Below are 15,659 nucleotides of genomic sequence, written 5' to 3'. Positions count from 1 at the left end.
GCTGCCATTCGAGAATGGCGACACCGATTCAATCCTATCTTGTCTAACCAAACGAAGGCGGAAACCATTTACGACTTACATCGCTCGCGCCGCATCCTTGGGACGACGTTCGTGAACATCGGTCCGAAGGCTCCGATATCAACCTTGAACGTCCCAGACTGTGGACCTCCCGTCAGCCCTTTTGCTATGCGGGGAGTTTCACAGTTTGGTCCCGCGGTGCAGGAACGTCGGGCTTGGAAATGCGGACAAAAAGGTCGGCGCGAAGTAGACTGATGCTTCCGCCCGCTTCAACCGCCAGGTCCCTTCTTCTGCCTCGCCTTTGCCGCACCGATGGCTAGGCTGCTTCTGAGAGCGAATCATCGCTCGATCATGGAATGGGCCTGAGGAAGCCAACACAATGAACGACGCGGCGTCTCAGATCGCGGCCTCGCTTGCCATCGACCTTGACGCGGGAACGCCGGGCCGGCGCGCGATCGCCGGCTTTCTCGTGCAGATCTTGCGGAGCGTTCACCTCGGCCTCGAGACGAGCATCGCGCTTTCGCCTGTGAACGGCAGCGCCCAGATGATTTTGCATCTCGAACCCTCCGACGGCGGGGACCACAGGCTTCTTCGCGGACCACGCGACATCGTCGAACAGGTGAAGATGCGCACCCGTCGGGGTAAATGGTCCAGCAGTGAGGTCGCCTCAAAGGTGTTTCCCGACTTGCTGCGTGCGGCTCATATCGCTGCCGACCAGACATTTCGCTTCGTCACCAACAACGGGGCCGGCCTTGCTACGCTTCAGGGCTACATCGCGTCGCGCGGGCGGGCTACTGGCAAACCACATCGATGGGGCTCTGAACGCCTGACGACGGCAGAGTTTGAGCGACGCCTCGCGAAATTTGCTGGCCTAGACCAGGTTACCGCTGAGTTGCGCCATCTGCTCGATCGGCTTGAAATCCACGTATTCAATCCAGCGGCGGCCCAAGACGAGATCGACAAGGTGCTTACCCCGCTCATCGAGCCCGGCGAACACGTGAGTGACAAGCGCCATCAGTTGATTGGCCAATTGATGATGCTCGCAACGAATGGGGCAAAGCTGTCGTCCGCAGACCTGCTCGCCCTGGTTAGTCCGCGAGCGCACCGCCTGCTTGCACATATCCAGTCCTTGCCGACGCTGCTCGGCCATCATCTGCAAGAGGACGCCCGCCTCATCGGCTACGCCGTTGAACTACAGGTGCGTCGAGCTCTGCCCGATGTCGTGGCCGATCTCGCCGTCCTCTCGGGCGAGTCCGGACAGGGTAAGACTTGGTCACTCGCACAACTCGCCTTCGAGCAGATCGATCGCGGCGAGCTCGCTATCCTCATGCGCGCGCCCGCGACAATCGAGGAGGTTCTCGACTTCATCGCGGAGCGGATCTGGCAACCGGCGCATCCGGATCGCGCGCCGATCGCGGTCATGGCCAAAAGCCTGCGCGAGGCGCTCCGTCGCGCCGATGGGACGTGGCTCACCCTCTATGTCGATGACGTGCAGGATCGGACCTTCGCGGAGCGGCTCGCGCGAGCCAGGTGGCACGAACATGGTGTGCGCATCGTCATCTCGGCCCAGCCGCGCATTACCGAGGCAATCCGCTCGGTTCGCCAAGATTTGCAGATCATTGAGATCGGCAATTTCCGGAGTGCCGAACTGCGCCGCTTCCTAACCGTACATGGGCATGCCACGGCGCTGGAGACCACGCCCGACGATGTTTTCGAACTGCTTCTGAAGCCGGTGCACGCTAGCATTATTGTTCAGTTACCCAAACGCGATGCTTGGGCGGGCGTATCAGAGTATCAGCTGTTCAACGCCTATTGGGACTACGCGAGCCTGGATGCCCGCGAGCAATTCGACCATCCCAGCGACCGACACTGCCTGAGGTCGCTGGCCGGCCAACTCCTGAGAGGGCAAAGCCACTATCCTTGGCGTATCGGCGAGATGCGGGCCGCGGGGCTCGACGATCCCGCAATCCTGCGCCTTGAGCAGGTCGGGCTTTTACGGCGCGTGGTTGCCGACCGCATCGCTTTCGCCGCGGACCGAATGCTCAACTGGGCGGTCGCGGAATCTTTGGTCGAAGCAATACTGGAGGATGGATTGTCTCCGACGGAAGCCGAGGCCCGTTTTGCCTCGATCGACGTTCTGCGAACCAAGAGTGGCGAAGCGATCGGCACGCGTCTTGGCTATGTCTACTTCGACGCATTGTGGCTGCTCGCTGGCCAGAGCGAGCCCGAGTTCGTTGCCATGCTCATCCGTGAGCATATCGCGCGGATGCACCCGGAAGACCATGCCGAGGATCAGTGGACAAACGGCTTCGGCAGCCTGGGCCCGCGCATCCTTCCCGCCCTGGAATATCTCGCCGCCCACGAGCTCGGTGAAGAGGGTGATACGGAAATCCTGAGGAATCTTCCATTCGCCCTCGCCAGCATCGCAGTCGCGGATGCCCAGCCCGTCGAGGACCTGATCGAGCGCCAGATCACGTCGGGCGTCGAGCGCCTCGTCGACATCGGACTGCGGGCGGCCCGCATGGTGCCGGCTCCGAGAGCGCTTGACTCGATCTGGGGCGAGCACCTTGCGCGCACGGCCGCCTACGACGAGGCCGCAACCACATCGGATGTCGAGGCACGGTCGCTCGCGATTATCCGGCGGGAGTTGAGTTCCGATGCGCTGCGCATCGCCGTTGCCGCAGCTCCGGAGTGGCTCGACAAGAAGCTGGCCGCCGAAACGGACGTGACGGCGATCGACCAGCTGTTGTGGCGGCTCAAGGATGAGAAATCGGTTGACGGAGATACGGCGTCAGCGATTTGGAACAGGCATCGCGAGCGGTTGGTGGCCCTAATGACGTCCTCGAGCGCAGCGCTCGTAGAGGCAATAGGCCATTTCCGCGAAACGTCCTTGAGTACGGTACTTGACGCAGCCGGGACCGGTGCGCAGGAGTGTATGCCAGAGCGCATCTTGCGAAGCCGCGCACGGCTAGCGCCAAGCGATGCCATGCGGCAGCTGGCGGAGGGCAGCGACCTCTACGGCTGGAAAGCCTCCAATTGGTGGTTCGACTTACTGGCAGCGGCCGATCCAAAGGGCCTCGCTGACGCGATCCGCATGCGTGCGAGCAGGAGCGACGATCCACCGACCGAGCTCATCTTCTATTACCGCAACAGACCCGAGGCGATGAATGCCGAAACGCTCGACGAAGTTCTCGACGCTTTCACCGAAAGACTCCGTGTCTTCAACGGGACCGGAAATCCCAACCGGGAGGAGGGGCGACTGCATCACCCCTTGGACTTCCTCCCTCGCCTCTGTGAACCTTGGCAATTCGACAGACTGAGAAGTCGTGCCGGCACGGCGCTCGAGGCCGAATTGCTGACGTTCGCTGCACGGCGTCGCGGCCGCATCGATATGACGCGCGATGTGACCGGCGGCCATTGCGAACGCATTCTGGCGATGATCGCTGGGCCGGGGTTCGATGACTTGGTGGTGGCCGAGCTCGCAAGACCCAATACCTTTGGTCGCCAGGATGGCTTCATCGCCGCCCGCTGGTCTGAGGCACACGCCGTCACGAGGTCGCTGTCGGCAGCCCTGGTGGACCCCGACGCCCAATCCGTTGGCCAGGTCCTGTACATGGAAGCGCTCGCCGTACACGGTTGCGACGCGCACATCGAAAGCATGGTTCGAACCGGCTCCCCCATCTATTTGAATGCTGCGAAGATGCGCTCGTCGAACGGCCGGGACACCTCGGCGCTCCGCCTCCGCATCACGAACCTTCTCGCAGCTGGCGACGCACAATCTCTCGACACTGCCGCAGCTCTGACGGGCTTCCTCCGAGCCGCGGAGGATGCGTCCCGCCTAGTCGCAACCTTCCTGGAACCAGGGACCTCCCGCCAAATCAGAATCAGGATACTGGCGTCGTTTCGGGCGCTGGGCTTCTACACGCCCAGAGTGCTTCCGCTGGCGCGCGAGGTGATTGCCGGGCAGATCCACCAGGAGGCACACCTCGTCGCGACCTACCTCGGCGAACACGGAGACGAAGATGCCCGGCGCGCCGTTATTGACTGGCTCTCGGAGCAGGACATAGGGAGTTCATCATGGTCGGGCCAAGGTTACCTGCGCCCGCTCATCGACCACCCCGAGGGCAGGGCTGCGGTCGTCAGCTTCTTGCGGCGCTCGCGGACCAACGGGCACCTGATCGTTGACGGCGGGCTTATGCGACTGCTGGCCGAGGCGGGCGACAGCCGGGCTCGAGACGAGCTGCTGCGCGCGGCTTACCGCCACTCGGGGTTTGACCGCGGGAACGCGATCGCGGCCATTCGCTATTTGCGGAATGAGGATCCGGACGAAGCCTATTTCGCCGCGCAGCGCTTGCTCACTCGCCACGAGGTACCAGCTTCGGCCGACCTGATGCTTGAGATCGACCCAGATCGCGCCGGCTCGGAACTCCTACTCCGCTACCGAGACGCAAAGCCTTCCCTTCGATTGGAACTCGAGCGGCGTCTTCGGGTGCATCTGGGGGGCGATAGGCTGGCAGCGCTACTCGCCCCGCTGGCGAACTCGCAGCGCTCAAAGGACCGAGTCTTGGCGGCTCAGGTAGCCACCGTCATCCCTTCAGCTGTGATGGTACCTTGGCTTGATCAACTCGCAGCCGAAACTCTGCCGGCCGTAAGTGATGCCGCCCGCGTGGCGCTCCGTCAACGTCACCTTGAAACGGCCGCGTTATTGCATCGCGATCGGCTGCTCGATTCGCCGAAACCTATCCAATGGGCTCGCTTGGTAAAAATCATGGAAATCGTCGATCCTTATTATCTCTGGGCGCGCAACGATCCGGTCAGCCTCAAGGGCGTCTTTGAGACGCTCCCCTATGAGTTTGTCGTCGAGGCCCGCCAGCTCCGTACGCGACTTCTCAAGGACCGAGAGAACGCGGCCTCCAGATCGGACAAGGATCGTTGACGCGCCGCGAGCACAGTTGTGTGCAGCTCGGCTAAGATTGGTTCGATGTCTGGACCCAGATGGAATAAATAGAGACCACTTGGTCAGGTCTGGTTTGTGCTGGTTCAAGCCTTCGCTGCCCGTCACGGGTCAGGTAAGATAAGGCTCGTGGCGACCTCAGAGTCCGCTATTGCCTATTCGAAGTCCACTTCCGGGCAGCAAGGCAGCCGGCTGCAAAGCGCCTCATCTCGGCCTTTCTCACCTGTTTTCAACGAAGCCATAACCTGCCGACCGTTCAGGTGAACTAGAACAAAGTGTTGTGCCCACTTGATCGGGAGGACGACTCCCTGCAAATCATCTCAATGGAGGAACAGGAGTCCAGCTCCGAAATCGCGCGCGGTTCGAGCCCAGCATCGCGGGGGCCAGCCGGTGCCTATATCGAAGGTGAGCTCGGCGCGCTATATCTGCTTGCGCTGCTGACGGGCAATCGGGCACCGGGCTTGCCTGACGCCCGGGTCGTCAGCGTTCGGTTCCAGGGCACGGAGCAGGGATTCAAGCTCGATGACCTGATAGTTTCGGGCGTGGGATCGGCGGGCGACTTCATCCTCGAAATCCAGTCGAAGCGGGATATTACCTTCTCGCCTGGCGATAGCGTCTATCAGGACGTCGCGTCGCAAATTGCGCTGAGCACGGTGGGTCCTGTCCCGGAGGACCGGCATCTTCTCGGCATCGCGACCCAACGGACCAGCCGCAAGATTTCGGGCGCCTATCAGGATGTGCTCAAATGGGCGCGAACTGCGGATAGCGCGACAGCGTTCTTCAACCGCATCGACGCCAAGGGCGTCGCGAGCAAGGACATGCGCGACTTCGTCGCGACGACGCGAAAGCATTTGATCGCCGGCGGTATCGCTGACAATGACCAGGCGATCTGGTTGCTTTTGCGGCGAATGCTCATCCTCGAGTTCGATTTCGAAGCGATGGCGCCGATTGCCCGGGCCCATGGTCTGGCGCTCGCGCGGGTGGCGCTGGCAGACGAGGATGTCGCCCGTGCCGAGGCGCTATGGAGCCGGCTGACCGACCTGTCGATCAAGACCGGAACCACTGGCGGTAACATTGATCGAGATAGGCTCAGGGCCGATCTTGCGGAGGCAGGGTTCCGGCTTGCCGGGGACCGCGATTATGGGCCAGCACGCGCCAGGATCGCCGAGCTCGCACAGAATACGCTTGCCCATATGGGGACGAGCGTGGCGGGTGTGACCTTGCCGCGATTGGAAGCTGTCGCTGCAGTGGACGATGCATCCGAAGTGCACCGGTTCATTGAAATCCGCGGAGATTCCGGTGTCGGCAAATCCTGGGTTCTTCGGCATCTCGCCGAACGCGTGGCGCGTCAGGCGCCGATCATCGTGCTTGACCGCGACGCGACGCCGGCAGGCGGCTGGCTGCCGTTTTCCCACGCGCTCGGCATCCCGGGTTCGGCGGTCGAGTTCCTGACCGATCTGGCCGCGAGCGGCGGCCCGACGCTCTTTATCGACGGCATCGACATGTTCGACGATGGCGGGCGCCAGCGAACGATCATCGAGCTCATGCGGGCGGCGAGCGCGATCGCTGGCTTCAAGGTAATCGCAACCATGCGCGCGGTCGGACATGGCGATGTCGAATCCTGGCTCGACGAAGGGATAGTTGCTGTACTGGGCGGCGCGCACCGCGTAAGCGTCGGGCCCCTGTCAGAAGATGAAGTTGCGATCCTAGTCGATCAGGCGCCGGATCTGCGGTTGCTGCTCGACCCCAAGCACCCCGCCGCCGGTCTTGCTCGTAATCTTTATCGGCTATCCCGGCTGCTGACGGTGCCCAGCGCGACCGAGGTTCGCACCGAAGCGGCAATGGCTGACCTATGGTGGAAGACAGCGGACGGCACGGCTGCCCCCGAGGTGCGCGCAGCGCAGCGGTTGCTGGCCGCACTCGCTGCCAGTGCCTTGAAGGGAAAAGACGGCATCGACCTGACCACGGATTCTTCTGCTCGGTCGCATCTACTCAGGACCCTGACGCTCAAGGAAGTGCGTCGCGACCGGCTCGATTTCTATCACGACGTGCTGCGCGACTGGGCGATCGGGAACTACATCGCAGAGGATCCGAGCCGTCTGACCGAGCTCGATCTGAGTGTGCCGACATCGCCGCGCGTTGCGCGCGGTATCGAGTTTGCCGGCCGCCTCGCGCTCGAGAAAGGGAAAAATTTCAGCGCCTGGACCGATCTGCTCGCGCACCTGTCCCCGCAAGGGGCACACGGATCATGGCGTCGCCAGGCTATCCTCGCCTTGCCCCGGTCGGAGGCCGGCTTCGAACTGCTCGAAACGTGCAGCGCTGGTCTATTGGCAGACGGCGCAGCTCTCCTTATCGAATTGTGCACGGCGATCGCGGCGGCCGAGACCGTGGCGACGGCCGACTTGATCACGATGCCGGACGGCTCCAAGGTCAATCTGCCGCGCTCGTATCGTACAAATATTACCGGGTCGGCAGTTCTAGTCCTGCGCTGGGTGGTGGCGCACGCTGCCGAGATTCCAATGTCGGCGATCGGCGCGGTGGTCGAGCTGGTCCAAATACAGGTCTATTTCCTCAAGCACCTTCGACCGTTCGCCGAGCAGACGGCCATCATGCTGTTTGGCTGGCTGCGTCAGTTTGATGTTCGCGACGCCGAGGTGACGATCCCCGGAGAGCGAAGCCTCGGCCGGGCGGCGAGCGACGCGTCGCGTAGCACGATAGAGCAGTTGCGCCTGATTGCGGTCTTGCTTGGCGAATTCGCGCCTGATCAACTGAAGACTTATTTAAGGGAGCTCGGCGCCGAGAAGGACAGCTACAAGGTCAAGGCGATCCGGCCATTTTCCAAGACTATTGCGCCGGTTGCGCCGGCCGAGCTTGCGGACCTCGTGCTGTCGAGCCTCATTGAGAAGCGGGATCGGCGCGGCCGCCGTGACCGCTCGATGGGGCGAGCGTTCACCTTCGCAGACAGCGACTATCTGCCGGCCTCGCCAGCGCAGCCGCCATTCCTCGATCTGTTGGAGACCGGCGCGACCGAAGGGTTGAGACTGATTCGGACGCTGGTCGCGGAAGCGATTGCGTTCAACACCAACGGGCTTGTGTCGGAAGACGACGGCTACACCGTCGATCTCGGCCATGGCCCGCGCTTCTTTCCCTGGACTTCGAGCTACTTGTGGTCTCGCGATCAGAGCCACGAATATTCGGCGGCCTCCGGACTGAAGGCCCTCGAGGCGTGGAGCCAGCAGCGCCTCGACGACGGTGTCCCTGTCGATGAAGTGCTCACCGACATCCTTGGACCCGAGGGCAGCTGTGCAGCCTATCTGCTGGTCGCAATCGACGTGCTGCTGTCGCATTTCGGTGTAGGCCGTGATGTTCTCGCTCCTTTTATCGCGGCCTCGGAGCTGCTGGCTGCCGACCGTGCGCGTCAGACCCATGATCATATCGGTTCGGGAATCGATTTCCCTATCGGGAAAGAGCCGGATGGAAAGGTCAAACTCGCCGACTTGAAAGCCCGCCCGTCACGGGGTGCGTCCTTGTTTGACATCGTCCCGAATTATATGGGCGACGATAGCATTGCGAACCGTCTGCGTGAGCAGATGAGCGCTGCGGTCGAGAACCTGGACCCCTATGAGCCTTATTCGAACTGGGGAGATGCCCGGTTCATCGCACGCGTTGCCAACAACATGCTCCAGCGGTCGAACTGGACAGACATCGGGGGCGGGGAGTTGGCCTATCAATCGCCGGCGGACGAGGCCGCTCATCTTGCAGCGATGGAGAAGATGCGGGGTGAGTTTGTCCGATCGAGCGAACTCGAGGCGCGCATCAGTTTGGCTATGGGCGGAGAAGGCGAACACGCCACTGCTTCAACGGCACGCGATGCGGTCGAATACGCAGAGGGTGGTCTCCCCGACGACAGTGACACCGATGCTCTCAAATCGCGCTCGACGAGGCTGATCAAGACTGCCTTGCTGGTGGCACGCGATGGGGATGACGAGTTGCTCGCAACGCACGAGAGATGGGTTCGTCAGGTCATCTCGATCGCGTTGGAAGAGCAGTCCGATCGCGGAGGTGGTTCGCAGGATACGCTGCGCTTCAACCGCCCGGCGATCGCGACGCTTGGACTGATTCATCTCTGGGAGCGCAAGGGGAGCAACGCGGACCGAGATGCGCTGATCCGGCTCGCGACCCGCAAGGACCGCAGCGCCGCGCCGGCCTTTTCCGCCGGCCTTGCGCGGATCCTCGAGATCGAGCCCAGGCTCTTCAAAGCGGCGATGCACGTAGCCTTCTCAAGCATGACTTGGCGCTGGAAGAGCTATCAGGAGGAGGACGACGCCGAGCATGCGCGTTTCGAAGCAGAGCGGGCCGCGGCTATCGATGCCGCGGTCGCGGCCGAGATCGCGTGGCTGGATGGCGGCGCCGAACCTGGATGGCCGATTTGGCCCAGGGCGCGTCCACATCTACGCCGCGGCTCGCGCATCCGAGTTCCCGGACCAGTCACACCGAGAGAGTTCGACGATGACGAGGCGATCGAGATCGTCCACGTCGACAGCTCGGCTGCGGCGCAGTGGCTGGCGATGATCCAGGCCGCGCCAAAGGGATCGATCGGCTGGCGGCAGGAGGTGGTCGCGGCCTATGCCGACTGGACCGCGCGAATGAACGGATTGGGGCTATCGGTTGATATCGAGATCGACCGCGATCCCCACGACTGGAACCTGCACTATTATGCGCTGTTCGCCGAGCGACTACTCGACGGCACGCCCGCGTCATTCCATACCGATCTAAAGCTTGTGACCGACTTGCCAGACGAGCCCTTCAGCGACGTTGCGCAGGCGGTCATGCATGCGGCCGACGCGCTCTATTTCAATGATCCCCAACGCCCCGCCTCTCGGCCTGCCGATCTGCGCGCCAAGCTGGTGGAGCGGGTGATCGCGCTCAAGCGGTGGGAATACGCCGGCGATCCGGCCAGCTCGCGGATCGACATGGAAAGTGGCGGCATCATCGCGAAGATGCTCCTCAATACCTACGATCCGTTCAACGGGACGCACAGCTATCTTCCACCATTACTCTTCGACCGTGTCGACCCGCTGCTAGCCACAATGCGCCCTCTGCTGACGGGTGGCCCGACGGTGTTCGTGGCGCTTTGCACTATGAAGCTGCTCCTCGTTGCGCCGCGGGCGCGACACCTCGACTTTGTCCTCGATGCCGTGGAGGCCTGGTTCGATCGCACCCGCGCGGCGGGCCTGTGGATCACCGCTGGCATCGGTGGTCGCGTCGTGCGCTGGTTCGACGCCGCGTTCGCCGAACAACCGAGCCTGCTGATCCCGGCGCATCCCGCGCGGGGCCGGATCGACCGCGCGCTGGGCAATCTGATCGGGGTTGGCGTCGCCGAGGCGCATGAGCTGGAGTTGCGGGTGGAAGCGGCGGCGGGCGACCCACAGGCATCGGTCGCGCATCTGGATGGGAGAAGCTGAAAAGGTCCTCCTACACGATCGGCGCGCAAGGCGAAATCGCGGGATATCAAGCATCGGCTCAAACAGCTCGGCCAGCGGAGGGTAACTCGGATTTGCAGATTAGCTTTCGCGCCAGCCAATGTGTAAATGGAAGTCAAATATCTTGCGCTGGGGTAGATATTGCTCCGCCCGCATAATTGCTGGCTATCTTTCGCTGTGCCAAGGCTGAGCTCGTGGATATTCTCGACTCACAGATCAATGCGCCAAGCAAGTGGCAAACCTTCGAGGACCTGTCTTGCGCCTTGTTCGCGGAAGTATGGAGGGATCCAACCGCGCAGAAGAACGGCCGGATCGGCCAACCGCAGCACGGCGTCGACGTATACGGCTCGCCCGAATGGAAGCCAGGTACATACTTCGGTGTTCAGTGCAAAGGCAAGGACCAGGGCTTTGGCGGAAAGCCAACTAAGGCCCAGTTCGATATCGAGCTCGGCAAAGCAGAGGCGTTCGCACCACCTCTCGGGAAATGGTATTTTGCGACGACTGCCGAGGTCGATGCGGATCTCCAGGAGCACGCCCGCACTGTCTCCGCGGCTCGGGTTGCCGTCGGCAAGTTCGAGGTAGATATTCTTGGCTGGGGTGCTCTCAAGGCCTTGCTGGCAAAACATCCATCGGTCATCCGCCAATTTTACCCTGAGCTTGCGGCAGGCGCCGCCGATCTCGAGCGTGTTGCCGAGGCCGCCGACGCCGCCTTGGGGTCAATCGAGGACCGCTTGTGCCGCGGCAGTGAAAGTCTCCAACTGCCCCGGTCGGATCTCGTTGCGCGCGCGTCGGTCTACCTTGCTGAGCATAATATCGTCCGCGTCACCGGTGAGGGCGGAGGTGGCAAATCGGCTATCCTGAAGCGCCTGGCACTTGAGCACTTGGGTCCGCTTTTTGTTCTGAAAGACAATAGGGTTCGGGCAGGCTCGCTCGCCGAATATCTGGTGCAACTCGGGATCGGCGAGACACCTACAAAGCTGTTGGAGCGCCTCGGGCGCGGTGGCAATCTGCTGGTCCTGATCGACGGGGCCGACCGACTCCTGCTCTCGGAGCGGCGCGGGGTCGTGACCGACCTGCTGGCGCTTGCGGCACGTTATCTGGATGCCGGCAATTGGCGGATGATTACTTCCGCTCGCGCATATCAAGACCGGGACCTGGTGCTCGCCGCGCTCGATGACGCGGGGATCAGCAAGTCGGCGAGCCTTCCGGTCGATGCGATAGACAAGGAGGATTGTGAAGCAGTTGCGGAAGCGTTCCCAGCCTTTGCATCTTTACTCAGACGGAATGATCTTGCCCAGCAGAACCGGCGGCTCTTTCTTCTTCGCGAGCTTTTAAAGCTCGACGTACCGCCCGAGGGGCGTATCACCGAAATGGATTTAGCAGGAAAATGGGCTAATGCAGATCAGAATGATGCCCGCCTAACCGCTTGCCGGACCAAGGCTCTGTCGCAAATGGGGCGGTGGCTTGTCGAATATCCGACGCGCGCGCCTGGGAGCTCCGTTTTCGATCCGGAAGGAGCGCTCTGCCTCATAAGCGAAGGCACGCTGGTTTCAGACCCTCGTGCCGACGCAATCACGCTTGCTTTTGACGTACACGAGGATTGGCTCATCGCCCGTGGTCTGCTGCCCGACTGCGACCGGCTTAGCGAACGTTTGCGCGACAGCGGTGAGCCGTTGTGGTGGCTTCGAGCGGTTAGGCTCCTCGGACAATTGTGTCTCGAGCAAGGCCACTATGTCCGTTGGCGCGAAGTGTATGCGGCACTCGAAGCCGACACCTCAATAGATCCTGCCTGGGCTCGGGCCTGGCTCGTCGCGCCGCTCTATACCGAAGCCTCTAGCGCAATCCTTGACGATCTCGGTTCCGCCCTCGAAGCCGATGACTTCCGGCTGATCCGCCGTCTTCTTGACACGCTCCTCGTATCCGAGACAAGGCTAGACGAAACGCTCCTACACTCGCCTCGCCTTGCCCATTTTAGCGAAAGCCAACGCTACGCGATCGCAAGCTATGGCAAGCAGCCGGTGTGGCGAAGCTGGGTTCCTTTTCTACGTTGGTCGCTGCCGAAATGGTCCAATTGGCCGAAGAGTCTTGTTCCTCAGCTTACCGAGACTGCGCGGGTTTTCTGCCGAGCAACGCTCAACATCCCGAACGCCCATAGCCAGGCCATAGGACAGATCGTACGCCCCTGGCTGGATGAGATCGAGGAATGCCGTCACTTGCTCAGTTGGAGCGATAGACGTGAGCCTTTCGGGATCGATTTGCCGGACCGCGACGCTTGGAAGCTAATCGAAGAGAACCTTCGGGAGGCTCTGATATTCTGCGCTGAGTCGGACGCACGCAGTGTCGAAGCCTATCTCGCGCGTCTGGCTAATGATCAGCGCCTCGGCAGCCCGCGACGCAAGTTGCTGAAATCCCCTGGTTTCCTGCCCGGTAAGTTTCCAGCCACGTGGGCCAAGCTTTGCGCCTGCCATTATCTGCCGCCGCGACGCCGCTCGCGTAACGATCAGTCGATCCTCGGGCGTGAGCTATTTAGTTTTTCCGACGCTCATAGCGCGGGGCTCCCTGACGGTCAGAGTTGCTACCCGCCTGGCCCTTCACGCGCGGGTTTCCTTGAGTTGTTCGAGGCCGACGAAGTGTTGGCGCTGGATCTTTTCCATCGAATCGAACGGCGAGCCTCGGTCTTCTGGCGCTGGTACGCCCGCTGCCGCGACGGGGAACAGCCGCATGCGCTGACGCTCAAAATCGATGGGCATACCATCGCTCTCTGGGGTGACGAGACCGTTTACCGCTGGTCCCGAGCCGTACTCGGATCAAACATCCTGGGTTCGATGCATCTCGCGCTCGATGAATGGATGCATCGGCAAGCATCCAACGGACGGGATGTCGGCGACCTTATTAGGCTCGCTCTACAGCCCAACGGTCTGGTGGCGACGGCGGGTCTGTGTATTTCTCTCCTCAAGGCGCATGTAAACACGCCGGGTGCGATTGATCACGCTGCGCCATTTCTCGGGACGCCGCGGTTCTGGAACTACGACATTCGCAAGCATATCGACGACCAACAACCGACGCATCGCATAAGCTACAGTTTCTCAGAGCGTGACCACCACTTCGATCAGGTCGAGGCGATCTTCGAGCGACATAAGGCGCAGTCGCCGATGTCGCACACGTTGATGCTTCCATTCCGCCTGAAGGCGGGCGAGACAGTCCAAGCCGAGTTCGACGCCTTGCGTGGCACGTGGAGTTTGGAGGATCTCGCCGAAGATGAGCGACAGCCGGCCGATTCATCCTGGGTCGCGGCGAACGGGGAGCGGTTCGCACGCATCCTGTCCGACAGCGACCAGAATCAGGTCGAGATCAGCTACAATGAGGCCAAGCAGCGTATCGAAGCCCATATCAATCCTCCGGCCGAGCAGCTCAAGATTATCGAGGCTGCAGAAGAAAACCGCTGCAGAATGGGACAGGTAAATCGGTTGGCGATGTGGGCGGTCCACTCGCGCGAGAAAGGTGGTATCGAGGAAGGCTTGACCCTCGAAGAGGCTATCGAACTAGCTGATCAAGTGATGGCCGAACCGCCCGAGGATGCCGATGATGGCGGTTTCGGACTGGCCCGAAAGATGACTTCCTTCGCCATTGTTGGAGCAGCAGCAATTGTCGTCGCAAGGGCCGACATGGCGTTTCTCGATGCAAGGCTCGAATGGGCTCGCGAACGGCTTGAGGCGGGTTGTCAGAATCGGCGCTCGCCAGCAGAAGAACACTTTACTGTTGATGAGGCGCTACTCAGCTTCGACCCTCAGGATATCGGAGCATGGGGGCTCGCCGCCTATGCCTGCCGCCAGGGCAACGACGCCATCGAGCGGCGTGTCCTCGAACTTGCCGTCGATCGGCTGCATGGCCTTCAAAAGGCAGTGCTCGATGGACTTCTCTGGGACGCAAACCCGGACTTTGCTCGCCGGGTGACCTTTGCCGCGCTGGACGTGTGCGTGATCGACATCGGTCATTTCTGGTTTGAGGGCAGCCAGGAAAAGGCTGCGAGACGCATGGCAACGAGGCGACTAAAGATTATCAAACGCGCTGCAAAGCCATGTCCGACGAGCCGAGTTCCAGACCTTCCGCCGGCACCCTATCGGTCTCAGTGGGTACGCGGTCGCAAATGGTATCATCCGCCGCGCCGCATTCGGCTGATCTCGCCTGTCGTGCTCGACTGGGGACGCGTGGCGGAAATTCTCACCCGTCTCGACTGGCGTCGCCTTACAAGCGAGACAACGGGGCGCGACGCTTTCGCGGCCTATTTGAAGGGTCTCGTCGAATGGACTCGGGACTATTCGGAGGGCGAGGAGTCGCGGCAGCACGACCGCCGCTATCCCTTCGAGTGGGCGCACAAGATGGCGCGCGAGGTGGGGCGCTTTGCGGCCTTCCACGGCGATGGGGCGATCTGGAACAGTCTGACCCGCTTTGAAGAAAGAGATCACGCCCGGGAACTCGTTGGCAACTATATGGAGGCGATCGCCCACGAACTAATGGTCAGCGAGCGGAGGCCCGACGCACGCTTCTGGTCCGCGTGGAAGCCCGCGGCGGAATGGGTCATGGCGACGGCCATCCCATCTCGGCAAACCAACTATGATTCACTCGACAATTGCCTAGAGGCTGCAGGGTTCGTGGGCCCTCGGTCGACTCCGATTCCGCCCGATTGGCCGCATCTCGCAGATATTCTGGAATGGATCGACACCTGGCAGCAAGCGACGCTTCACCTCCGCCGAGCGGCGTGGTTATCATTGCGTGTGGTCGAACGCATGTCGCTGGACGAACGGGCTTCCATATACACGCGATGGCTTGGCCGCCTTGTCGAGGCGCATGGGCGCAATCCGAAATTCTGGCAATATGATGATCTTGGCGACCGCGCCGCCGCGCTCGCGAAGCCGTTGGCCGATCACGCGGGCTGCGACAGGCCCGAGATCCGGCGCATATTGGCCATTATGGCCGACGCTGGTTCGAACGCTGCGCTTGCGATTGTCCCATTGTTTGCGCAGCGGAAGGGCCGTTAGCCAGGTCGCTAGACATCTCCGCGCTTCCCTAGCCCGGTAGATGTCGCCTGCTAACCTATCCGAAACCGAGCCGTGCTAAACTTAGGCCTGACAAGGATGCTTTAACGGGTATAGTTCAGTCCGGACTGACCGTCGTTCGGCATCGGCCTGAGCAAGGTTGGACGC

General features: G+C 61.8%; 3 protein-coding genes. All 3 read left to right on the top strand.

Annotation, left to right across the window (positions count from 1 at the left end; translation table 11 throughout):
• Nucleotides 1-397: 397 nt before the first annotated feature.
• The 3 genes from M727_RS0128990 (at nt 398) to M727_RS0128980 (ending at nt 15,494) form a co-directional block, all read left to right on the top strand.
• Complete coding sequence (locus M727_RS0128990) at nt 398-4,954, top strand: ATP-binding protein (protein ID WP_027155542.1); 4,557 nt, start codon at nt 398-400, stop codon at nt 4,952-4,954.
• A 341-nt stretch (nt 4,955-5,295) separates the two neighbouring features.
• On the top strand, nt 5,296-10,437 hold the full coding sequence (locus M727_RS39355) for an ATP-binding protein (protein ID WP_051505787.1): 5,142 nt from the start codon (nt 5,296-5,298) through the stop codon (nt 10,435-10,437).
• Between the two features lie 212 nt (nt 10,438-10,649).
• Nucleotides 10,650-15,494, top strand: coding sequence for a hypothetical protein (locus M727_RS0128980; protein WP_156941668.1), 4,845 nt, complete (start codon nt 10,650-10,652; stop codon nt 15,492-15,494).
• The last annotated feature ends 165 nt before the right edge of the window (nt 15,495-15,659 follow it).

The organism is Mesorhizobium sp. WSM2561, from assembly GCF_000513915.1.
In the GTDB taxonomy this organism is placed as follows: Bacteria; Pseudomonadota; Alphaproteobacteria; order Rhizobiales; family Rhizobiaceae; genus Mesorhizobium; species Mesorhizobium muleiense.
The sequence above is the reverse complement of the archived record's forward strand: the minus strand, read 5'-3'. Positions and strand labels throughout refer to the sequence as shown.

Coding starts and splice junctions, on each gene's coding strand:
- M727_RS0128990 (WP_027155542.1), top strand. CDS start 398: ATGAACGACGCGGCGTCTCAGATCGCGGCCTCGCTTGCCATCGACCTT.
- M727_RS39355 (WP_051505787.1), top strand. CDS start 5,296: ATGGAGGAACAGGAGTCCAGCTCCGAAATCGCGCGCGGTTCGAGCCCA.